Source organism: Oceanicola sp. 22II-s10i, from assembly GCF_002210105.1.
GTDB lineage: Bacteria > Pseudomonadota > Alphaproteobacteria > Rhodobacterales > Rhodobacteraceae > Pseudooceanicola.
The window spans coordinates 821497-841531 of sequence record NZ_AQQU01000001.1 but is presented as its reverse complement, the minus strand read 5'-3'; the positions used below and the strand labels follow the sequence as shown (position 1 = coordinate 841531).

The 20035-nt window shown below is 67.2% G+C and carries 20 protein-coding genes and 3 tRNA genes; 9 read left to right on the top strand and 14 right to left on the bottom strand.

All coding sequences use genetic code 11. The features are described 5' to 3' along the window. Nucleotides 1-7: 7 nt before the first annotated feature. From petB to dapF, 6 genes are all read right to left on the bottom strand, one after another. A complete protein-coding gene (gene petB, locus ATO6_RS04180) occupies nt 8-1327 on the bottom strand; it encodes a cytochrome b (RefSeq protein ID WP_088622655.1) in 1320 nt (439 codons plus the stop codon). Between the two features lie 11 nt (nt 1328-1338). Beyond that, a complete protein-coding gene (petA, locus tag ATO6_RS04175; RefSeq protein WP_088622654.1) occupies nt 1339-1923 on the bottom strand; it encodes a ubiquinol-cytochrome c reductase iron-sulfur subunit in 585 nt (194 codons plus the stop codon). 273 nt (nt 1924-2196) lie between these two features. Next, nucleotides 2197-2802 (bottom strand): glutathione S-transferase, encoded by a 606-nt coding sequence (locus ATO6_RS04170; protein ID WP_088622653.1) that lies wholly within the window; start codon nt 2800-2802, stop codon nt 2197-2199. A gap of 56 nt (nt 2803-2858) precedes the next feature. After that, nucleotides 2859-3482, bottom strand: coding sequence for an FMN-binding negative transcriptional regulator (locus ATO6_RS04165; protein ID WP_088622652.1), 624 nt, complete (start codon nt 3480-3482; stop codon nt 2859-2861). Beyond that, the gene (mtaB, locus tag ATO6_RS04160; protein ID WP_088622651.1) at nt 3482-4741 is read right to left on the bottom strand and encodes a tRNA (N(6)-L-threonylcarbamoyladenosine(37)-C(2))-methylthiotransferase MtaB; all 1260 of its coding nucleotides are present in this window, start codon (nt 4739-4741) and stop codon (nt 3482-3484) included. Before mtaB ends, ATO6_RS04165 begins: the two co-directional genes overlap by 1 nt. Then, complete coding sequence (dapF, locus tag ATO6_RS04155; RefSeq protein ID WP_088623403.1) at nt 4741-5574, bottom strand: diaminopimelate epimerase; 834 nt, start codon at nt 5572-5574, stop codon at nt 4741-4743. Before dapF ends, mtaB begins: the two co-directional genes overlap by 1 nt. A gap of 138 nt (nt 5575-5712) precedes the next feature. Between dapF and ATO6_RS04150 the strand changes: the two genes are divergently transcribed. Both ATO6_RS04150 and ATO6_RS04145 read left to right on the top strand, forming a co-directional pair. Continuing rightward, a tRNA-Lys gene (locus tag ATO6_RS04150) sits at nt 5713-5788 on the top strand. A gap of 5 nt (nt 5789-5793) precedes the next feature. Beyond that, a tRNA-Met gene (locus tag ATO6_RS04145) sits at nt 5794-5870 on the top strand. A gap of 58 nt (nt 5871-5928) precedes the next feature. Here the strand turns inward: ATO6_RS04145 and ATO6_RS04140 are convergent. Together ATO6_RS04140 and ATO6_RS04135 are read right to left on the bottom strand one after the other, a co-directional pair. After that, nucleotides 5929-6792, bottom strand: coding sequence for an amidohydrolase (locus ATO6_RS04140; RefSeq protein ID WP_088622650.1), 864 nt, complete (start codon nt 6790-6792; stop codon nt 5929-5931). Between the two features lie 110 nt (nt 6793-6902). Continuing rightward, nucleotides 6903-8060, bottom strand: coding sequence for a M20 aminoacylase family protein (locus ATO6_RS04135; RefSeq protein ID WP_088622649.1), 1158 nt, complete (start codon nt 8058-8060; stop codon nt 6903-6905). A 184-nt stretch (nt 8061-8244) separates the two neighbouring features. On the opposite strand from ATO6_RS04135, the gene ATO6_RS04130 reads away from it, so the two are divergent. Together ATO6_RS04130 and ATO6_RS04125 are read left to right on the top strand one after the other, a co-directional pair. Beyond that, nucleotides 8245-9633, top strand: a complete 1389-nt coding sequence (locus tag ATO6_RS04130; protein WP_088622648.1) for a bifunctional enoyl-CoA hydratase/phosphate acetyltransferase — start codon at nt 8245-8247, stop codon at nt 9631-9633. Then, nucleotides 9630-10796 (top strand): acetate/propionate family kinase, encoded by a 1167-nt coding sequence (locus ATO6_RS04125; RefSeq protein WP_088622647.1) that lies wholly within the window; start codon nt 9630-9632, stop codon nt 10794-10796. The genes ATO6_RS04130 and ATO6_RS04125 overlap by 4 nt, the downstream gene beginning before the upstream one ends. On the opposite strand, the gene ATO6_RS04120 is transcribed toward ATO6_RS04125, so the two are convergent. Together ATO6_RS04120 and ATO6_RS04115 are read right to left on the bottom strand one after the other, a co-directional pair. Next, nucleotides 10793-11488, bottom strand: coding sequence for a TetR/AcrR family transcriptional regulator (locus tag ATO6_RS04120; protein ID WP_176440817.1), 696 nt, complete (start codon nt 11486-11488; stop codon nt 10793-10795). The two genes, ATO6_RS04125 and ATO6_RS04120, sit on opposite strands and share 4 nt — an antisense overlap. Before the next feature lie 104 nt (nt 11489-11592). Continuing rightward, nucleotides 11593-12510 carry an NADP-dependent oxidoreductase gene (locus tag ATO6_RS04115; RefSeq protein WP_176440816.1) on the bottom strand — a complete coding sequence of 306 codons (918 nt, stop codon included), beginning with the start codon at nt 12508-12510 and terminating at the stop codon, nt 11593-11595. A gap of 157 nt (nt 12511-12667) precedes the next feature. Between ATO6_RS04115 and ATO6_RS04110 the strand changes: the two genes are divergently transcribed. Beyond that, nucleotides 12668-13456: a xanthine dehydrogenase family protein subunit M gene (locus ATO6_RS04110; protein ID WP_088622644.1), complete on the top strand. Its 789-nt coding sequence runs from the start codon at nt 12668-12670 to the stop codon at nt 13454-13456. A 4-nt stretch (nt 13457-13460) separates the two neighbouring features. Here the strand turns inward: ATO6_RS04110 and ATO6_RS04105 are convergent, their stop codons facing one another. Both ATO6_RS04105 and ATO6_RS04100 read right to left on the bottom strand, forming a co-directional pair. After that, nucleotides 13461-14654: a winged helix-turn-helix domain-containing protein gene (locus ATO6_RS04105; RefSeq protein WP_088622643.1), complete on the bottom strand. Its 1194-nt coding sequence runs from the start codon at nt 14652-14654 to the stop codon at nt 13461-13463. Nucleotides 14655-14657: 3 nt separating this feature from the next. Beyond that, a complete protein-coding gene (locus tag ATO6_RS04100) occupies nt 14658-15680 on the bottom strand; it encodes a LacI family DNA-binding transcriptional regulator (RefSeq protein ID WP_088622642.1) in 1023 nt (340 codons plus the stop codon). A gap of 141 nt (nt 15681-15821) precedes the next feature. On the opposite strand from ATO6_RS04100, the gene ATO6_RS04095 reads away from it, so the two are divergent. The 3 genes from ATO6_RS04095 (at nt 15822) to ATO6_RS04085 (ending at nt 18318) form a co-directional block, all read left to right on the top strand. Further along, nucleotides 15822-15898 (top strand) — tRNA-Arg (locus tag ATO6_RS04095). Between the two features lie 184 nt (nt 15899-16082). Continuing rightward, nucleotides 16083-16529 (top strand): fasciclin domain-containing protein, encoded by a 447-nt coding sequence (locus tag ATO6_RS04090; protein ID WP_254919091.1) that lies wholly within the window; start codon nt 16083-16085, stop codon nt 16527-16529. A 148-nt stretch (nt 16530-16677) separates the two neighbouring features. Further along, nucleotides 16678-18318 (top strand): FAD-binding dehydrogenase, encoded by a 1641-nt coding sequence (locus ATO6_RS04085; protein WP_088622640.1) that lies wholly within the window; start codon nt 16678-16680, stop codon nt 18316-18318. Here the strand turns inward: ATO6_RS04085 and ATO6_RS04080 are convergent. Together ATO6_RS04080 and ATO6_RS04075 are read right to left on the bottom strand one after the other, a co-directional pair. After that, nucleotides 18315-19019, bottom strand: coding sequence for a hypothetical protein (locus ATO6_RS04080; RefSeq protein WP_088622639.1), 705 nt, complete (start codon nt 19017-19019; stop codon nt 18315-18317). The two genes, ATO6_RS04085 and ATO6_RS04080, sit on opposite strands and share 4 nt — an antisense overlap. Further along, the gene (locus ATO6_RS04075) at nt 18991-19278 is read right to left on the bottom strand and encodes a hypothetical protein (RefSeq protein ID WP_088623402.1); all 288 of its coding nucleotides are present in this window, start codon (nt 19276-19278) and stop codon (nt 18991-18993) included. The genes ATO6_RS04080 and ATO6_RS04075 overlap by 29 nt, the downstream gene beginning before the upstream one ends. Nucleotides 19279-19473: 195 nt before the next feature. Between ATO6_RS04075 and ATO6_RS04070 the strand changes: the two genes are divergently transcribed. Then, the gene (locus ATO6_RS04070; protein ID WP_088622638.1) at nt 19474-20001 is read left to right on the top strand and encodes a hypothetical protein; all 528 of its coding nucleotides are present in this window, start codon (nt 19474-19476) and stop codon (nt 19999-20001) included. The last annotated feature ends 34 nt before the right edge of the window (nt 20002-20035 follow it).

Here is a 20035-nt window from a genome sequence, read left to right as displayed (position 1 = left end):
TCTCCACTTACTCGGCCGGGTGGCCCTTGCCGTAATGCGCCTCGAAGTCCTCTTCGATCGTCGCCGGCGGGGTCTTGGGTTTCTCGATCACGCCGAGCAGCGGCAGGATCACGAGGAAATAGGCGAACCAGTAGGCCGATCCGATCAGCGAGATGGTCGAGTACGGCGGTTCTGCCGGCATCGCGCCACACCACATCAGAACGACGAAGTCGATCAGCAGCAGGGCATACCACCACTTGAACATCGGCCGGTACCGACCCGAACGGACCGACGAGGTGTCGAGCCACGGAACCAGCGCCATGACCGCGATCGCGCCGAACATCGCCAGCACGCCGAAGAACTTGGCCGTCACGATGCCGCCGGTGATGAAGTTGGCGAACATCACGATCCAGACGTCGGCGGTGAAGGCACGCAGGATCGCGTAGAACGGCAGGAAGTACCATTCCGGAACGATGTGTGCGGGCGTCGCCAGCGGGTTGGCCTCGATGTAGTTGTCGGGGTGGCCGAGGTAGTTCGGCATGAAGCCCACGATCGCGAAGAAGACGATCAGAACGACGCCGAGGGCGAAGAGATCCTTGATCACGAAGTAGGGCCAGAACGGCAGCGTGTCCTTCTCGGCCTCGGCCTTGGAGCCCTTGCGCACGTCCACGCCGGTCGGGTTGTTGTTCCCGGTCGAGTGGAAGGCCCAGATGTGCACGATCACGAGACCGGCGATCACGAAGGGCAGCAGGTAGTGCAGCGAGAAGAAGCGGTTCAGCGTGGCGTTGTCCACCGCGGGCCCGCCGAGCAGCCAGGTCTGGATCGGCTCGCCGATCAGGGGGATGGCGCCGAACAGGCCGGTGATCACGGTAGCGCCCCAGAAGGACATCTGACCCCAGGGCAGAACGTAGCCCATGAAGCCGGTGGCCATCATCAGCAGGTAGATGATCATGCCGATGATCCAGGTCACTTCGCGCGGGGCCTTGTAGGAGCCGTAGAACAGGCCGCGGAAGATGTGGATATAGACGGCGAAGAAGAACAGCGAGGCCCCGTTGGCGTGAAGGTAGCGCAGCATGTGGCCGCCGTTCACGTCACGCATGATGTGTTCGACGGATGCGAAGGCATAGTCGACATGCGGGGTGTAGTGCATCACCAGAACGATGCCGGTGACGATCTGCATCGCGAGGCAGAAGGCCAGGACGATGCCCCAGATCCACCACCAGTTCAGGTTCTTGGGGGTGGGGATGAACAGGGTGTCATACACGAGGCCGACAACCGGAAGGCGCGCGTGCAGCCACTTTTCGATGCCGGTCTTGGGCTCGTAGTGATCGTGGGGAATACCAGACATTGCGACCTTCCTCAGCCCAGGATGATTTCGGATTCGCCGTCGAACCGGGCGACCGGGACAGGCAGGTTTTGCGGTGCGGGGCCACGGCGGATGCGGCCTGCGGTGTCGTAGTGCGACCCGTGGCAGGGGCAGAACCAGCCGCCGAAGTCGCCCGCGCCGTCACCGAGCGGCACACAGCCGAGGTGGGTGCAGACGCCCATCATGACCAGCCATTCCTCGGCCGCCTCGCCCTCTGCGCCCTCGGGGGCCAGAGCACGGTTCTGGTCGGTCGCCGGAGCGCCATCGGTGATGTTCTCGTTCCGCGCCAGTGGATCGGGCAGCGAGCTCACGTCGACTTCATTCGCGCTCTGCACCTCTTCCGGGGTACGACGGCGGATGAACACGGGCTTGCCGCGCCATTTCACGGTGATCTGGGTCCCCTGTTCGACACCGGACACGTCCACGCGGATCGAGGACAGCGCCTGCACGTCGGCAGAGGGGTTCATCTGGTTGACCAGCGGCCAAACGGCGGCACCGGTCGCGACAGCGCCCGCGCCTGCGGTGGCGTAGTAGAGGAAATCTCTTCGGGTGCCTGCGTGATCGTCAGCGTGGGACACGGACTTGTCTCCATTACCTGGGCCGGAGGGCGGCCGTCATATCGTATTGGGCCACGTGTGCGCGCGACCTTACCGGTGCGGTGTTTAGCGGCGGTTTTTCGCAACGTCCAGAGAACAATGGCCGCAGTTTGCGGGTGGCGCGGAAGTGTCGCGGTATGCGGCGGGATCCACCCGCCCCGACCAGCCTCGCGGCGCGGTGTCCTTGCCCCTGAAAATGGCGGAAGCGACGGCGATACCCGCCGCCGCTTCCACGTCGTTTCCCTGTCCCCGCCGTCAGCTCGGGGCGGTGTCCTTCATCGACTGACGCTCGTTGAACGCCGCGAACCAGTCGTCCAGTGCGCCGCATCCCTTGCGCCAGCCGCGTTCGTCGTGGCGGAAGTCCAGGTAGGCCAGCGCGCAGCCCATGGCGATGTGGCCCATGTCGACCGGTCCGGCCAGGTGGCTCATCCAGCGGTCGTTTACCACCTTCACAGCGCGGGCGACCTTTTCCCAGTGGGCATCCATCCATTCGTCCATGACTTTTTCCGGCGGCCGCAGGCGCTTTTCATAGGAAATGCCCGTCACCGCCGAATCGAGGATCCCGTCCGCCGTCGCCTCGAGCGTCAGCACATCCCAGATCCGCGCCTCGGGATAGAGGTTCGACCCGCCCTTGGCATCGAGATAGCGGCAGATCACCCGGCTGTCGTAGAGCGCCGGGCCATCGTCGCGGGTCAGCGCCGGGATGCGGGCCAGCGGGTTGACGGCGATCAGCCCTTCGTTCGATTCGAGCAGATTGGTCGGCGTCGGATCTTCCTGCACCTGATCGGTCAGGCCCGCTTCGCGGATCACCACACGCACCTTGCGCACATAGGGCGAGGCGTTGGAGGAGAAGAGTTTCATGAAAAGGCTCCCTGTTCGTTCCGCGCCACGTTAGGCAGCGCCCGGAGCCTTGTAAATCAGCCGTCCCCGCGCGGCGGGGGATTCCGCATATGCGTGGCCAGCACCGGATCACCCGCCGCCTCGACGCCTTCGGCGGCGGCCAGCCGCACCGCGTCGGGCTTGTTCTGCGACAGCTTCCACGTGGCGTCGATGTCGTCGACCGCCATGCGCACGGGAACGATGGCCCGCATCATCCGCTCCATCAGACCCTCGGTCATCTTCTCCGACCGCCACGGCGTCTTCGGCAGAAGCCGTTCTTCGAACTCCGCCGACTGCCGGTCCAGCAGGTCGCGGAACCCCTCGCCCTCTGCCAGCTCCAGCGTGCCGGTCAGATGGACGGCGACGTAGTTCCACGTCGGCACCTGGTCCTCGACGCCATACCAGTCGGGCGAGATGTAGCCATGCGGCCCAGCCACCACGAGACGCGCGCGCAAGGGCGCGGCGAGGGCCCCAACGATGGGGTTCGGGCGGGCGAGGTGCAGTTCGGCCAGTTGGCCGTCCTCGCTAAGTAGAAAGGGCACATGGCTGACGAACGGCACCTCCGCCCCGTTCGCGACGGTCAGGATGCCGAACCCCTGCTCCCGCGCGAAGGCGATGTTGCGCGCCGTTTCCACATCACGGAAGGCGCGGTTCGGATGCATCAGGCGAACAGGCCCTTGGGCCCGGCGGCGCGGATGGTCGCGGGCACGATCTGCCCCTCGGGCCGGTCGCTGTCGAAATGCACCTCGGCGAACTGCTCGGTCCGGCCCATCCGGGCGTTCTCCATCAGGACGAGGTGATCCCGCCCGACCTGCGCCGCCAGATGCGCCTGCACCGCCCGCTCGCCCGCATCGCGCAGGGCCGAAGCCCGCGCCTTGATAGCATTGCCGTTCACCTGCGGCATCCGCGCGGCGGGGGTGCCGGGGCGGGGCGAATACGGGAAGACATGCAGCCAGGTCAGCCCGCAGTCCTCGACCAGTTTCAGCGAATTGGCGAACATCGCGTCCGTTTCGGTCGGGAACCCGGCGATGATGTCCGCGCCATAGGTCATCTCGGGCCGCAGCTTTCGCGCGTCCTCGCAGAACCGGATGGCGTCGTCGCGCAGGTGCCGCCGCTTCATCCGCTTGAGGATCATGTCGTCGCCCGCCTGCAGGCTCAGGTGCAGGTGCGGCATCAGACGGGGCTCGGTCGCGATGGCCTGCATCAGCGCCTCGTCCACCTCGATCGAATCGATCGAACTGATCCGCAGGCGCGGCAGGTCGGGCACCAGCCGCAGGATCCGCATCACCAGATCGCCCAGCTTGGGCGTCATCGGCAGGTCGGCGCCCCAGGAGGTCAGATCGACCCCGGTCAGCACCACCTCGTTATAGCCGCGATCCACCAGCCGTTTGATCTGGTCGACGACCACGCCGGCCGGCACCGAGCGCGAGTTCCCGCGCCCGTAGGGAATGATGCAGAAGGTGCAGCGATGGTCGCATCCGTTCTGGACCTGCACATAGGCCCGGCTCCGCGTGCCGAAGCCGTCGATCAGGTGGCCCGCCGTTTCGGTCACGGACATGATGTCGTCGACCTGCACGCGCTCCGTCTCGCCGATCAGGTCGGGGACCATCCGCCGCCACGATTCGGGCTGCATCTTCTCGGTGTTGCCGAGGACGAGGTCCACCTCCTCCATCGCGGCGAATGTCTCGGGCTCGGTCTGGGCCGCGCAGCCGGTGACGATCAGCCGGGCGTTCGGGTTCTCGCGCCTGAGCCGCCGGATCTCCTGCCGGGCCTTGCGGACGGCCTCGGACGTCACGGCGCATGTGTTCACCACCACGGCATCGTCCACGCCAGCCCGCGCGGCGAGGTCCTTCATCGCCTCGGTCTCGTAGGCGTTCAGGCGACAGCCGAGCGTCGCGAAGATGGGCGCCTTGCGATCCATCACAGCGCCGCCAGGAAATCCGCGGACAGTTCGGCCCGGAACACCAGCGCGGTCGGCCCGGTCATCCAGACACCATCCTCGCGCCAGTCCAGCACCAGCCAGCCGCCGTCCAGTTCCATCCGCACGCGCCGCTCCGTCAGCCCGCGCCGCGCTGCCGCGACGACCGTCGCGCAGGCGCCCGAGCCGCAGGCCAGCGTGATGCCGGTGCCGCGCTCCCAGACCCGCATCCGGATCTCGTCGCGCGCCCGGACCTCGGCGAATTCCACGTTCGTCTTCTCGGGGAACAGCGAATCGAGCTCGACCGCCCGCCCGCGCCCCGCGACATCCGCCGCTTCGGCGTCGTCCACGAAGAACACGCAATGCGGGTTGCCCATGCCGACGCCGACCGGGTCACCGTCCAGCGGAAGGTGCAGGCTGTCCATCTCGCGCGCCAGCGGGATCTCGTCCCACGCCAGTTGCGGCGGCCCCATGTTGACCGAGACCTCACCGCCCTCGATCCGCGCCGACAGCAGGCCGCGCGTGGTGCGGATGCTGATCGCCTCCGCGCCCGTCTCGCCCATCACCAGCCCCGCGACGCAGCGGGTGGCGTTGCCGCAGGCCCCGGCCCGCGTCCCGTCGCTGTTCCAGAAGTCGAGCGTGATGTCGGTGCCGTCGCCGTCGCGAATCTCGGCCAGCTGGTCGAACCCCACGCCCCGGTGCCGGTCGCCGAGCGCCCGCGCCAGCGCGGGCGTGGTCACGGCATCCCGCCCCCGCGAGTCGATGACCACGAAGTCGTTGCCGAGCCCGTGCATCTTGAGAAACCCGAGCGGAGTATGAGTCGCCTGATCGCGCATGGCGCGCATATACGCCTTTGTCCCAGACATTTGAAGCTTGTCGGGATGGCCGCAACGCAGCGTTGCGCCAAAGGTGACAGGGACGGGGGATTTGTGCTTGACCTCCTATCCGGCCCGCCTTAGACGAGCGCCTCGAGTGGGCCGTTAGCTCAGTTGGTAGAGCAACTGACTTTTAATCAGTGGGTCACAGGTTCGAATCCTGTACGGCTCACCACTCGTGGCGGAGTAGCTCAGTTGGTTAGAGCAGCGGAATCATAATCCGCGTGTCGGGGGTTCAAGTCCCTCCTCCGCTACCATCCCCCTCGGAATGACAGTCTGCGGCGAGAGCATGTCCCGCCGCAAACCGCGCTTGGATCACTCGAACCCGTAGAGCCGCTTGGGATTCTCCACGAGGATCTTCCGACGCGTCCCTTCGTCCGGCACGCAGTCGAACAGCACCTTCATCAAATCCTGCACCTTGGGCACCGTATCCGGCCCGTGGCCGACATGCGGCCAGTCGCTGCCCCAGACGATCTGCTCCGGCGCGGCGGCGACGATGGCCTTCATGTAGGGATAGATGTCCGTATAGGGCGCGCCGATGCGCGTGTTGCGGTCCGCGCCGGAGATCTTGGTCCAGTAGCGCCCGCTGCGCAGGTGGTCGAGATAGGCGACATAGTCCGGATGATCCGCCCCCTTGTCCGCCATGGTGCGGCACATGTGGTCGACCACGTAATCCAGCGGCAGCTTCTCCAGCTCCGGCGCGACGGCGGCGAGGTCCGAGCATTCGACCCAAAGCTGAGCATGCCAGCCGCGTTCCGCGATGCGCGGGGCGAGCTTCTTGAGATCGTCGAAATTCGTGCCCCGCGTCGACATGACCTTGCCGTCCTGCCGGATCAGGTTGATCCGGACACCCCGGAACCCCGCATCCGTCAGCTCGTCCAGCCGCCGGTCGCTGACATCCGGATCCAGCACCGCGACTGCGCGCAGGCGGTCCGGATAGCGCTGCAGCGCGTCGAAGGTGACGTTGTTGTCCTCGCCCGCCGTCGAGGCATGGACGATGACGCCACGGTTCACACCCATTTGGTCCCACAGGTCGAAGGCATCCTCGATCGTGAAGACACCCGTGGGCGAATAGCGCTCGCCGGTGACGAAAGGGAATCTGTCCGGCGGGCCGTAGATGTGGAAATGGCAGTCTATGCTGCCCTCGGGCAGGCGAATGTCCCCGGTGTCGTTCGGCATGGTCGTTTCCTCCTCCAGTTCGGATCCTGTCTGGAGGCAGGCGCCACGGCTCACAAGCCGGGGCGCCCTTTTTGCACCGACATGAGAAATCCGGCCGTCTCAGCCGCCGCTCAGGCGGCCCCGCGCGCCTCGACCAGTCGGGCGAATATGCTGGCCCCGACCGGCAGGATCGCGTCGTCGAGGATGAACCCCGGATTGTGCAGCGGCACGTTCCCCGCATGGCCGACCGTGAAATAGGCCCCCGGCACGACGGCCAGCATGTCGGCCATGTCCTCGCTGCCCATCACAGGCTCGGTCCCCTTGGACACCAGGTCCGTCCCGACGACAGTCCCCGCGACCGAGATCAGATCCTCGGCCCGGTCCGCGTCGTTGACCAGCACGTCGAAGACATTGCGCACGTCCAGCTCGATCTCGCAGCCATGCGCCAGCGCCAGACCCGCGCAGATCGTCCGCATCCGGTCGACGACCAGATCCCTGTCCTCCCGTTCGAAGTAGCGGATCGTCCCCGACAGACGCACCGAATCCGGGATCACGTTGTAAGCGCTGCCGCCGTGGAACTGGGTGACGGACAGCACCACCGGATGGGTGGCGTTCAGGTTGCGTGACACGATGGTCTGCAGTTCCCCGACCAGCGAGGCCCCGATCACCACCGGATCGCGCCCGACATGCGGCGCGGCGCCATGGCTGCCCTTGCCGCGCACGTCGATGTCAAAGAACTCGGCCCCCGCCATGGCGATGCCCGGCTTGATCCGCACCTCGCCCGGCCCGGTGAAGGGCGAATTGTGCAGGCCGTAGATCTCGTCGACCGGGAACTGCTCGAACAGCCCGTCCGCGATCATCGCCCGCGCGCCGCCCAGACCCTCCTCCGCCGGCTGGAAAATGAACACCACCCTGCCGTCGAAATCCCGCGTCTCGGCCAGATACCGCGCCGCGCCGAGCAGCATCGTCGTGTGCCCGTCATGCCCGCAGCCGTGAAAGACCCCCTCGGTCCGCGAGGCGAAGGGCAGGTTCGTCAGCTCGTCCATTGGCAGTGCATCCATGTCCGCCCTTAGCCCGATGGTCCGCCCCGGTCCGCGCCCCTCGAGCACACCGACGACACCGGTCTTGCCCAGACCGCGCGTCACCGCGATCCCCCAGCTTTCCAGCAACTCGGCGACGATCCCCGAGGTCCGGACCTCCTGAAACCCGATCTCGGGGTGCTGGTGGAAATCGCGCCGGATGGCGGTCAGGTCGTCGGCATAGTCCTCGATACGGGGGATCAGCGGCATGGGGCCCTCCTGTTCTGGCGCTTTCAGTTGGGACCGGTGTGGCGGCATGGTCAAGCGGCAGGGGTGCCTTTGCGTAATGATGATCCGCGTCAATCCGCTGTCACGGTCCGCGCAATAGGGTTCCCGGCATTGACAGGACAGCACAGGTCCGTCCCGATGGGCCGGGACCGCGACAGGAGGGATGATGAAGATCGAGAACCGCACATTCGATGAGCTTGAGGTGGGCGACCAGTCCGAGCTCAAACGGCTGGTGACGGCGGACGACCTGATCGTCTTTGCCAATGTCTCGGGCAACCACAACCCGATGCACATCTTCGATGCGGATGGCGACGGCGACGGTCTGGACGAGGCAATCGCGCCCGGTCTCTACGTCGGTTCGCTGGTCTCGGCGGTCCTCGGCAACGTGCTGCCGGGTGCGGGCACGCTCTATCGTGCGCAGAGCTTCACCTTTCACGCCCGCGCCCATGCGGGCGACGAGCTGATCTCCCGCGTTACCGTCACCGACAAGAACGACCGGACCTTCACCGTCACTCTGGCGACCGAGGTCCGCCGCCTGTCCGACGACGCGCTGATCCTGTCCGGCGTGGCCGAGGTCGAGGCCCCCAAGCGCAAGGTCACCTACGACAGCCACGACCTGCCCGGCCTGATCGTCCAGCGCCACCGGCATTTCGAGAAGCTGCTGAAACAGGCCGCCCCCCTGCCCGCACTGGCGACGGCCGTGATCTGCCCCGAGGAGCCCAACTCGCTGGCCGGCGCGCTGCTGGCCCGCGACCATACGCTGATCGAGCCGATCCTGATCGGCGCCTCCGACAAGATCGCCGCCGCCGCCGCCGAGATCGGCCGCGACCTGGCGGGGGTCGAGGTGATCCACGTCCCCGACCACGAAGCCGCCGCAGCGCATGCCGTGTCGCTGGTCCGCTCGGGCCGCGCCGGGGCGCTGATGAAGGGGCACCTGCACACCGACCAGCTGCTGCGCGCGACGCTCGACAAGGAGAACGGCCTGCGCGCCGGGCGGCGGTTCACCCATGTCTTCGTGATGGACGTCCCCGGCCTGACGCATCCGCTGCTGGTCACGGATGCCGCGATCAACATCGCGCCGGACCTGCGGACCAAGGTGGACATCGTCCAGAACGCCATCGACCTCGCCCGTTCCATCGGGATCGAGGAACCCAAGGTCGGCGTCCTGTCGGCGGTCGAGACGGTGAACCCCGACATGCCCTCCTCGCTCGACGCCGCGCTGCTGTCCAAGATGGCTGAACGCGGGCAGATCACCGGGGGCCTCGTGGACGGGCCTCTGGCGATGGACAACGCCGTGGACATTGCCGCGGCGCGGACCAAGGGCATCACCTCGCCCGTCGCGGGACGGGCCGAGGTGCTGGTCGTGCCCGATATCGACGCGGGCAACATGCTGGCGAAACAGCTGACCTACCTCAGCCACGCCGAGGCGGCGGGGCTGGTGCTGGGCGCGCGGGTGCCGATCATCCTGAACAGCCGGGCCGACGACGACATGAGCCGCCTCGCCTCCTGCGCGGTCGCGGCGCTCCACCACGCGCGGATCACGGCAGGCAAATGAGTCACGTCCTCGTCCTCAACGCCGGATCCTCATCGCTCAAGTTCGGCCTGTTCACCGCCGGGGCGGAGCCGCAGGAACTGCTCGGCGGCGGCGTCGAAAGGATCGGCGGCGCGGCCCGGATCAAGCTGACCGGCGCGGCGGGGCTGGAAATCGCCCGCCGCGACCTGGACCCGGCGCAGGGCACCGATCACGCGGCCGCGCTCAGGGCGATTCTCGCCGAAACAGAGACACATTCCCCTGACGCCGCCATCGTCGCGGTCGGCCACCGCGTGGTCCACGGCGGCATGGAGTTCGCCGCGCCCGTGCTGCTGACGCCCGAGGTCATCGCGCAGCTCGAAACCCTGATCCCCTTCGCCCCGCTGCACCAGCCGCATAACCTCGCCGGTATCCGCGCCGCTCAACTGGCGTTCCCCGCTGCACGGCAGGTCGCGTGTTTCGACACCGCGTTCCACCGGGGCCATCCCTTCGTGAACGACACCTTCGCCCTGCCCCGCGCCTATTACGACAAGGGCGTCCGGCGCTACGGCTTTCACGGGCTCAGCTACGACTACATCGCGGGCCACCTCGCCACGCATCACCCCGACCTGCACGCGGGCCGCGTGGTCGTCGCGCACCTGGGCAACGGCGCGTCGATGTGCGGGATGGTCGGCGGCCGCTCCGTCGCCTCGTCGATGGGGTTCACCGCACTGGACGGGCTGCCCATGGGCACGCGCTCGGGCCAGATCGACCCCGGCGTGCTGCTCTACCTGCTGGATCAGGAAGGCATGACCACCGCCGAGGTCGCCGACATGCTCTACACCCGGTCCGGCCTGCTCGGCCTGTCTGGCCTCAGCCACGACATGCGCACGCTGCTCGCCTCCGACGCGCCCGAGGCGCGGCAGGCGATCGACTACTTCACCTTCCGCATCCGCCGCGAACTTGGCGGGCTTGCCGCCGCGCTGAAGGGTCTCGACGCGTTGGTCTTCACCGGCGGCATCGGCGAGAACGCCGCGCCCATCCGGGCCGAGGTCTGTGCCGCGCTGGACTGGATCGGGGTGGAGATCGACACGGAGGCCAACGCCGCGAACGGGCCCGTCATCAGCATGCCCGATGCCAAGGTCCGCGTCCTCGTCATCCCGACCGACGAGGAACTGGTGATCGCCCGCGCCGCCGCCCGCCTCTAGACGTCCGGTTCAGGCTCTATCGTGCCCGGAACGAAGCGTGCTGCGTCCCGCGCGGTCAACCCCGCCACGGCGAAGCCGACCAGCGCATCGCGTGCGGCAGAGCGGTCCGCCACGCTGGTCGCCCCTTGCGACAGCGTGGCCAGCCGGTCCGCATCGCGATCCTCGGCGCTGGTCAGAACGACCGAACTGACCATCAGCATGTAGCGCCAGAAAAGGTCGCCGACCGGCACGTCCGGGCAACACAGCCGGAACGCCGCGACATAAGCCGTGGCCAGCGGGTTCAGATGCTCGGCCACGATCCGGCGGGTCGCATCGTCGGGCGTCAGCCGGTGCATCAGGATGAACCGCGCCATCAACACGCCCTGATCCTCGTTTCCGTCCCCGAGATACGGTTCGATGAAACTCGACACCACGGCGGCCAGGTCCGGCACACCCTCGCCCGCCTCGGCCACCATCCGGTCCAGTGCCGAGAGCCGTTCCCGGCTGACCCGCGCGATGGTCCGTTCGAACACGGCGGCGGCCAGATCGTCCTTGGACCCGAAATGGTAGTTCACCGACGCGACGTTCACCTGCGCCATGGCCGTGATCTGCCGGACCGAAGTCGCCTCCACCCCATGCCGCGCGAACAGCACCTCCGCCGCCGTCAGCAGTCGCGCCGCGGCGGGCGCCTCCGGATCCACAGTGCGTTTCAAACCCATGTTTCAATCAATGCCGCAGCGCGGCCCGATGTCAACGACCGAGCCGCGCCTGATGGGTCTTGCCAGCACTGTTCCGTGGCGCGAAGACCACGCCCGGTTCAGGGCACCAGAACGATCTTGCCGCGTACGTGCCCGGCCTCGCTCAGCTCGTGCGCCTTCACCGCATCGCTCAGCGGCATCACCTCGATCACCGGCGGCTTCCACGCCCCGTGCTCAAGATGCGCCGTCACCCGCTCCAGCCGTTCCCGGCTGCGCGATACCGCGGGCCGCAGCGAGGTAACGTCAGGCCGCGTCGCCTCCGGCGCCGTCGCGCCCGATGCGACAAAGGCCGCCCGCCCGCCGGGTTTCAACGCGGCAAAGGTGCCCTCGACAGTCCCGCCGCCGACGCAGTCGAACGCCGCGTCGCAATCGCCCAGCAGTTCCCCCAGGTCGGCACCCCGGTAGTCGATCGCCTGATCGACACCCAGCTCGCGCAGGTAATCGTGGTTCTCGGCCCGCGCCGTCGCCACGACCGTCGCGCCCAGGTGATGCGCAAGCTGCACCGCCATGCCGCCGACACCGCCCGCACCGCCCTGGATCAGGATCTTTTCCCCGGCCTTCAGGTGCAGCGTATCCTCCAGCGCCACCATTGCCGTAAGTCCGGCCAGCGCGATGGCCGCCGTTTCCACGTGGCTCAGCGCGGCGGGCTTGCGCCCCAGAAGCTCGGACTTGAAGAGGATATGGCTGGCATAGGCCGCCTCCGTCTCGGTCGGGCAGACACCGAACACCTCCTGCCCCACCGGCAGGTCCGCGCCCGGCCCGGCGGCGACGATCACGCCCGAGAAATCGCGCCCCGGCACGTGCGGCAGCGGGTGCTGCGCCAGCGACTTGCCGCGCCGCACCTTCCAGTCGGCCGCGTTCACGCTCGCCGCCTTGATCTCGACCAGCACCTCGCCGTCACCCGGCACCGGGTCCGGACGTTCGGCCGGCGTCAGCACCTCGGGGCCGCCGTATTCGCGGATTTCCATGACCTTCATTTGCGCATCCTCCTGTTTCCGCGAAACATAGCGGTCCCTGCGGCCTGCGCATCCCTGAAACCGTATTCCGCACATATTGACACTCGCGGCGCAGGGTCCGACTGTGGCCCCGCGCCCGCCAGCCTGCACCGCTGGCCCACGATCAGGGAGAGATGGGATGTACGATTTCGAACTCGTGAAACCGAAGACGCTGGCCGAAGCACTCGAAGCGCTCAAGGGCGATGAGGCACAGCCGCTCTCGGGCGGGCAGACCCTGATCCCGACGATGAAGCAGCGCCTCGCAGCGCCGGAAACGCTGGTCAGCCTTCTGGGCATCGACGAGTTGAAGGGCGTGAAGAAGGACGGCGACACGCTGGTGATCGGCGGCGCGACGAACCACGCGACCGTGTGCAAGGAAGCGGCGGGCGTGTTCCACGGCCTGTCCTATCTCGCCGGCAAGATCGGTGACCCGGCGGTCCGCAACCGTGGCACCATCGGCGGGTCCATCGCCAACAACGACCCGGCGGCCTGCTATCCCTCGGCGGCCATGGCCTGCGGCGCGACCATCGTAACGAACGACCGGGAAATCCCGGCTGACGAGTTCTTTCAGGGCCTGTTCACCACCGCGCTGGAAGAAGGCGAGATCGTCACCGGCGTCCGCTTTCCGATCCCCGAGGTGTCGGACTACCAGAAATTCGAACAGCCCGCGTCACGCTTTCCGCTGACGGGTGTGTTCCTCGCCAAGTTCGGCGACCGCGTCGGCGTGGGCGTCACCGGCGCCTCCGAAGACGGTGTGTTCCGCTGGACCGAAGCCGAAGAGGCGCTGGCCGCCGATTTCCGCCCCGAGGCCATCGCGGACCTGACCGTGTCGCCCGACGGGATGATCGGCGACCTGCACGGCACGCCGGAATACCGCGCGCATCTGGTCAAGGTCCTGACCGGCCGCGCCGTGAAGGCGGCCAAATAAGGCTCTAGTCCAGCCAGTCCGGCGCGTAGTCGACCCGCTCGACCCCCGCGAACCGCGCGACGCGGGCCAGTTCCGCGTCCAGTTTCGCCAGCCGACCCTTCGACGCCTTCACCCCCGGCTCCAGCCAGAGCCGGGTGACGGACAGCACCCCGGCATCCCGCAGCGCCTTCATGTCGATGCGCCCGATCAGCCGGTCGCCTTCGAGGATCGGGAAGACGTAGTAACCGTATTTCCGCTGCGCCTCGGGGACGAAGATCTCGATCCGGTAGTGATAGCCGAACAGGTATTCGCAACGCTTGCGGTCACGGATCGCCGGATCGAACGGGCTGAGGATCCGCAACCGCCCCGTCACCGGCGCCGCCGCCCCGGCCTCCTCGACCAGCCCCGGCCGGGCATAGAACGCCCGCGCACCGCCGCCCGCCGCCCCGACGCGGATCTGCTCCAGCCGTCCCGCCGCTTCCTCCGCCCGGCACCACTCCGCCGCCTCGGAGGGCGTGACATGCGCCCAGAAGGCCGCGATCTGGCCCGAGGTCGCAAACCCCAGCCGGTCCATCGCCGCGTTGTTCAGCCAGTCGATGCTTTCGGCGTGCTCGCCCGGCTCGTGCGGCGGATGCACCCGTTCGGCCAGATCGTAGACCTTGGCGAACCCCTCGCGCCGCGTCACCGCAAGCGATCCGGTGTGCCACAGGAATTCCAGCGCGGTTTTGGACGGATGCCAGTTCCACCAGCCGCCGCCGTTCCCGGCATTGCCGTCCTCGGCCAGATCGCCCCCCCGGACGGCACCCAGTTCGCGCACCTTCTCCATCACTGTCTCGAGGCTCGACACGAAGGCATCGCCCTGCCAGCGCGTCCACTTCGCCTCCATCTTGTCGCGGTTGCGGGCATAGCGCAGGTGCCAGTGCGGCAGGAACTCCGTCGGGATGACCGAGGCGTCGTGGGTCCAGTGTTCGAACAGCCGCCGGTCGCGTTCCAGCAACGGCTTGAGGTGCTTGGGCCGATAGGCCGGACGTCGCGCGAACAGGATCATGTGATGCGCGCGTTCGACCGTGTTCACGCTGTCGACCTGGACAAAGCCGAGGCCGCGGATCACCTCCATCAGGTCGTCGCCCTTGCCGGGCCCGGCGGGCGCGTCGCCGAGCAGGTGACGGTGGAGGAAAATCCGGCGCGCCGCCGTGTTGTCCAGCTCGGGCGCGGCCATGGTTCAGACCTGGCGCAGCGTGTCGCCGGGGTCGATGGTCGGCGTCAGCTCGATCTTCTGGCCTGCCTCACCTTCGCCGGTCAGCCGGTCCGCGATGATCTGCGCGGCACGCATCCCGATCTCTTCACGGCAGGAATCCATCGTGGCCAGCCGCTGCGGCAGGCCCTTGAGCAACCGCACGCCGTTGAAGCCCGCCATGCCGACCTTGCCGGGCACGTCGTAGCCCTTCTCGATCATCCACAGCAATCCGCCGGCTCCGATCAGGTCGTTGGAATAATAGAGGAAATCGAGGTCCGGACTACGCGCCATCATCGCCTCGGTCATCTCGCGCCCCTTGGCCAGCGCCGATCCGCCGGAATAGAACTCGTGATCCTCGATCTCGACTCCGCCCTTGGCCAGCCCCTCGGTAAAGCCCTCGAACCGCTTGCGCGCCCTGTGGTCCAGTCCGATCGCGCTGCCGAGAAAGCCGATCCGGCGGTATCCGGCGGCCAGGATCGCCTTGGCCATCTCGCGCCCCGCACGGCGGTGCGAGATGCCGACCATCGAGTCAATCGGCGTGCCGTCCGTGTCCATGATCTCGACCACCGGAATGCCCGACCCGCGCAGCATCGCGCGCGCGGCGTCGTTGTGTTCCAGCCCCGCGATGATGACGCCCGAGGGACGCCACGACAGCATCTCGTAGAGGACCTTCTCCTCCTTCTCGGGCAGGTAGTCGGTCAGCCCCACGACGGGCTGAAGTTCGGTCGTCTCAAGGACCTTGCTGATCCCGCTCATCACCTCGGGGAACACGAGGTTGGTCATCGACGGAATGATGACGGAGACGAGGTTCACCCGCTGGCTGGCCAGCGCGCCCGCGATCTTGTTCGGCACATAGCCCAGACGTTTCGCGGCCAGCAGCACCTTTTCCCGCGTCGCCTCGGACACATCCCCCCGATTCCGCAGAACGCGGCTGACTGTCATCTCGGACACGCCCGAGGCTTCGGATACGTCGCGGAGCGTCAGCGGTCGGGTCTCTGGTCGGGTCAAGCGGGGGTCCTCTGCCGGGGCCTAAGTGGTAGCGCGAACCCCGGAAGCGTAGCAAGTGAATTGACCCGGCGGCGCGGGCGCGCGCGTAAACCGCCGGAGGCGGATGACATCCCCGGAAACGCGCTGTAAGAGGGGCGCGGCGGTCCCGTGGCTCAACTGGATAGAGCAGCCCCCTCCTAAGGGGCAGGTTGCAGGTTCGAACCCTGCCGGGATCACCATCGCATCCGCACCGATCAGACCTGCCATGTTCACGTCCGAATGCCGGTTTCGTGACTGCCCCGGCACCCGCGTCGTTGATCCGCCGCTCAGACCCTCCCGTAACTCCGACATCGCCCACCGAGGCGCATTGCAACAGGAGCTGATACAATGCTGAGAAGGACTTTCCTCGCCACCGCCGTCGCCATGACCGCACTCACCGCCGCGCCGGTGCAGGCATCTGAATCCGACATCGTCGACACCGCTGTCGGCGCCGGGAACTTCACCACGCTCGTCACCGCGGTCGAAGCGGCCGGTCTGGTCGAGACGCTGAAAGGCGAAGGCCCGTTCACCGTGTTCGCCCCCACCGACGAGGCCTTCGCCAAGCTGCCCGCCGGCACGGTCGAGGACCTGCTGAAGCCCGAGAACAAGGACAAGCTGGTCCAGATCCTCACCTACCACGTGGTTCCGGGCGCGGTGATGTCCTCGGACCTGAGCGACGGCATGACCGCGCCGAGCGTCGAGGGTTCGGAAATCACCATCAAGACCGAGCCCGAAGTCATGGCGAATGACGCCAAGGTTACGCAGGCCGACATCGAAGCGTCGAACGGTGTGATCCACGTCATCGACACCGTGATCATGCCCGGCATGTAACCCGATCCTGCGGCCGCCGGTCCCTGCCGGCGGCCGCGGCTGACAATTCGCCCCGAAAAGCCGGGGCGGCCTGTCCATCTCACCAATTCCTTTCCGCAGCGTCGTCAGGCTCTATACTCTTGCTGCGGTGCAGAAGGAGAGGAGTGGCATGACAAGCGATGTGATCGTGATCGGGGCGGGCCTTGCGGGGCTGGTTGCGGCGACGGAACTGGCGGACCGGGGCAAGACCGTGACCGTGCTGGACCAGGAAGGCCGGCAGAGCCTCGGCGGTCAGGCGTTCTGGTCGCTCGGCGGGCTATTCATGATCAACACGCCGGAACAGCGGCGCATGGGAATTCGCGATTCCATCGACCTCGCGCGCACCGACTGGATGGGATCCGCCAGCTTCGACCGGCCCGAGGACAACTGGCCGCGGCAATGGGCCGGGGCGTATCTCGACTTCGCCGCGGGCGAGATGCGCGGCTGGCTCAGGGACATGGGCATGCGCTGGTTTCCGGTCGTCGGCTGGGCCGAACGCGGCGGCGGGGCGGCGGACGGGCACGGCAACACCGTGCCGCGCTTTCACCTGACATGGGGCACCGGGCCCGGCGTGCTGGCACCGTTCCTTGCACGGGCCGAAGCGCATGAGAAGGAAGGCCGGATCACATTCGCCTTCCGCCACCGCGTCGATGCGCTTGAAACCACGGGCGGAGCGATCAGCGCCGTCACAGGGTCGGTGCTGAGCGACGACGACGTCAAACGGGGCGAGAAAAGCTTGCGCGAGCTGGCGGGCCAGTTTCGGCTGGAGGCGCAGAGCGTCATCGTCGCCTCGGGCGGAATCGGCGGAAACCTCGACCTCGTCCGGCAGAACTGGCCGATCGAACGGCTCGGACCGCCGCCGGAGCACATGATTTCGGGCGTGCCTGCGCATGTGGACGGGCGGATGATCGGCATTGCCGAACAGGCGGGCGCATCGCTGATCAACGCCGACCGGATGTGGCACTATTGCGAGGGGATCCGGAACTGGGACCCGATCTGGCCCAATCACGGCATCCGCATCCTGCCCGGCCCTTCGTCGATGTGGTTCGACGCGGATGGCGAACGGCTGCCCGCGCCCTGCATGCCGGGGTTCGACACGCTGGCCACGCTGAAGGAGATCCGCAGGCGGGGGCACGACCATTCGTGGTTCGTGCTGACCCAGAAGATCATCGAGAAGGAATTCGCGCTGTCGGGATCGGAACAGAACCCCGACCTGACCTCGGCCCGCTGGGGCGAAGTGCTGAAGTCGCGACTCGGCAAGGGCGCGCCGCCGCCGGTCGAGGCGTTCAAGGAGCATGGCGAGGATTTCGTGGTGGCCGAAGACCTCGATACCCTTGTCGAAGGGATGAACCGCATCGGCACCGGCAAGATCGACTCGATCCGCCTGCGCAGCCAGATCCTCGCCCGCGACGGGCAGTTGTCGTCGCCGTTCGCCAAGGACGCCCAGATCACCGCCCTGCGCGCCGCCCGGAAATATCGCGGCGACCGGCTGATCCGCACCGCGCCGCCGCATGCGATTCTCGACCCGCACAACGGGCCGCTGATCGCCGTCCGGCTGAACATCCTGACGCGCAAGACGCTCGGCGGGCTGGAAACCGATCTGAGCGGTCAGGTCATCGGCCGGGATGGCGCGAAGGTCGACGGGCTTTACGCGGTCGGCGAGGCGGCGGGATTCGGTGGCGGCGGCTACCATGGCTACAACGCGCTTGAGGGGACGTTCCTCGGCGGCTGCATCTTCTCGGGCCGTCAGGCGGGACGCGCGGCAGGCTAGACCACCCGGATCACGTCCTTGCCGACGGCCAGCATATAGCCGCGCCGGGCGATGTTCTTGACCAGCAACTCGCTGACCATCTGATTCCCCAGCGTGTCGCGCAGGCGCTTGATCCGCGTGGCCCCCGCAGCTTCGTCGCAGTCGGCCTCGGCCTTGCCCGAGATCATCGATTCGATCTGCGCCCCGGTCAGCACGTCGTCGTCCATCCGCGCCTCGGCGAGAATCGACAGCGTCTCCATCGCGGCATCGGTCAGCTTGAAGCCCATGTCGTTCAGGTAGACGGTCTTTTCCCCGCGGCTGACCACCAGCGAATTGACCTCGATCCCCGCCTTCTCGATCTGCGCCATCCGCCGATTCATCGCGACCAGCAGAACGAGAAAGATCAGCGAGGCGAGCATCAGCGCCGTGGCGAACACCATCAGGACGAAGATCACCACGCGGTAGCTGTCGAGCGTTTCGGAAAAGGCGGTGCCGGACTGGGCGAGAATCTCCAGCAGCTTGACCTCGGTCTGGGTCTGCAGAGCGTCGTTCTCGGCGAATATCTGGGCGACACGGTCGTTGAAGGCGTTCGCATCGGGCAGGTTGGCCAGCAGCAGAACACCGGCCAGGGTCAGCAACCCGACGATGACGGCCAGGCCGATGACGACAGCGCGCGATCCCGCGCGCCGCACGTCAGAAGCGAAGATAGTATTCTCCGGCATTGGCCTTCCTCTGCTCCAGCCCCGAGGCGTCGAAGACGCTGAGGACATTCAGCAACGTCCAGCCGTTCTGTGCAAGCCGCCGCGACACCTCGGCCTGCGCCGCCCCGCGGTCACAGGCGGAGACCTGCATGACACCGTAGTGCAGCTTGAGCGGAGAGTCGCGCCGCGCCTTGTAATCGGCGTAGCAGGCAGCCTGCGCCGAGGCGGGAACAAGCCCGAAAAGCGCGGTTACGAGGAGCGAGGCGAGGATGTGTTTCATGTATTCGTGATCGCACATGCGTGGGCCGTTATTCAATAACGGCGGGGGTTTGGAGCGATGTTATCGGATAACAACCCGGCGTTATTGTGCGATTTCGGCATCCGGGGCGAGGGTTGGTCCATCACCGCTCGGGCCGACTTGTCCGGGTCACGACATCCCCGGGCCGATGCCCCACCACCCGAAAGGACCCACCCCATGGCACGCAAGTTCCTCGCCACCATCCTCGCCGGCGCCCTCGCCATCACCGGTTTCACCGCCCCTGCACGGGCCAGCGACAATGATGCGCTGGTCAAGTTCCTGGCCGGGGCCACCGCGCTTGTCATCATCGGCAAGGCGATCGAGAACAGCAACAAGTCCAAGGCCACGGTCTCGCGCCATGACAACAACCGCTGGGACAACCGTCATGACAACAAACGCTGGGACAACCGTCATGACGGGCGCCGCGACGGGCGTGACCACCGCGCCGGGCGGCATGATCGCGACGACCGCTGGGGCCGCAACGACCGTGACCAGCGCCGCGGGATCTCGATGCCCTCGGCCTGCCGCACCGACGTGCAGACCCGCAACGGCACGGTTCGCGGCTACGGCTACCGCTGCGTCCAGCAGCATCCGCGTATCGCCCGCAACATGCCCGGCCAGTGCCTGACCCAGGTCCGGACGCATGGCCATACCCGGTTCGTCTACACCTCGCATTGCCTCGCCCGGAACGGTTTCCGCGTCTGAGGCACACGAATGGCGGTCGCCCCGTGCCACGGGC

Excerpts from the sequence above, each read along its gene's own strand:
- petB (WP_088622655.1), bottom strand. The coding sequence starts at position 1,327 with ATGTCTGGTATTCCCCACGATCACTACGAGCCCAAGACCGGCATCGAA.
- ATO6_RS04170 (WP_088622653.1), bottom strand. The coding sequence starts at position 2,802 with ATGAAACTCTTCTCCTCCAACGCCTCGCCCTATGTGCGCAAGGTGCGT.
- ATO6_RS04165 (WP_088622652.1), bottom strand. The coding sequence starts at position 3,482 with ATGCATCCGAACCGCGCCTTCCGTGATGTGGAAACGGCGCGCAACATC.
- mtaB (WP_088622651.1), bottom strand. The coding sequence starts at position 4,741 with ATGGATCGCAAGGCGCCCATCTTCGCGACGCTCGGCTGTCGCCTGAAC.
- dapF (WP_088623403.1), bottom strand. The coding sequence starts at position 5,574 with ATGCGCGATCAGGCGACTCATACTCCGCTCGGGTTTCTCAAGATGCAC.
- ATO6_RS04140 (WP_088622650.1), bottom strand. The coding sequence starts at position 6,792 with ATGCCGAACGACACCGGGGACATTCGCCTGCCCGAGGGCAGCATAGAC.
- ATO6_RS04135 (WP_088622649.1), bottom strand. The coding sequence starts at position 8,060 with ATGCCGCTGATCCCCCGTATCGAGGACTATGCCGACGACCTGACCGCC.
- ATO6_RS04130 (WP_088622648.1), top strand. The coding sequence starts at position 8,245 with ATGAAGATCGAGAACCGCACATTCGATGAGCTTGAGGTGGGCGACCAG.
- ATO6_RS04125 (WP_088622647.1), top strand. The coding sequence starts at position 9,630 with ATGAGTCACGTCCTCGTCCTCAACGCCGGATCCTCATCGCTCAAGTTC.
- ATO6_RS04115 (WP_176440816.1), bottom strand. The coding sequence starts at position 12,510 with ATGAAGGTCATGGAAATCCGCGAATACGGCGGCCCCGAGGTGCTGACG.
- ATO6_RS04110 (WP_088622644.1), top strand. The coding sequence starts at position 12,668 with ATGTACGATTTCGAACTCGTGAAACCGAAGACGCTGGCCGAAGCACTC.
- ATO6_RS04105 (WP_088622643.1), bottom strand. The coding sequence starts at position 14,654 with ATGGCCGCGCCCGAGCTGGACAACACGGCGGCGCGCCGGATTTTCCTC.
- ATO6_RS04090 (WP_254919091.1), top strand. The coding sequence starts at position 16,083 with ATGACCGCACTCACCGCCGCGCCGGTGCAGGCATCTGAATCCGACATC.
- ATO6_RS04085 (WP_088622640.1), top strand. The coding sequence starts at position 16,678 with ATGACAAGCGATGTGATCGTGATCGGGGCGGGCCTTGCGGGGCTGGTT.
- ATO6_RS04080 (WP_088622639.1), bottom strand. The coding sequence starts at position 19,019 with ATGCCGGAGAATACTATCTTCGCTTCTGACGTGCGGCGCGCGGGATCG.
- ATO6_RS04075 (WP_088623402.1), bottom strand. The coding sequence starts at position 19,278 with ATGAAACACATCCTCGCCTCGCTCCTCGTAACCGCGCTTTTCGGGCTT.
- ATO6_RS04070 (WP_088622638.1), top strand. The coding sequence starts at position 19,474 with ATGGCACGCAAGTTCCTCGCCACCATCCTCGCCGGCGCCCTCGCCATC.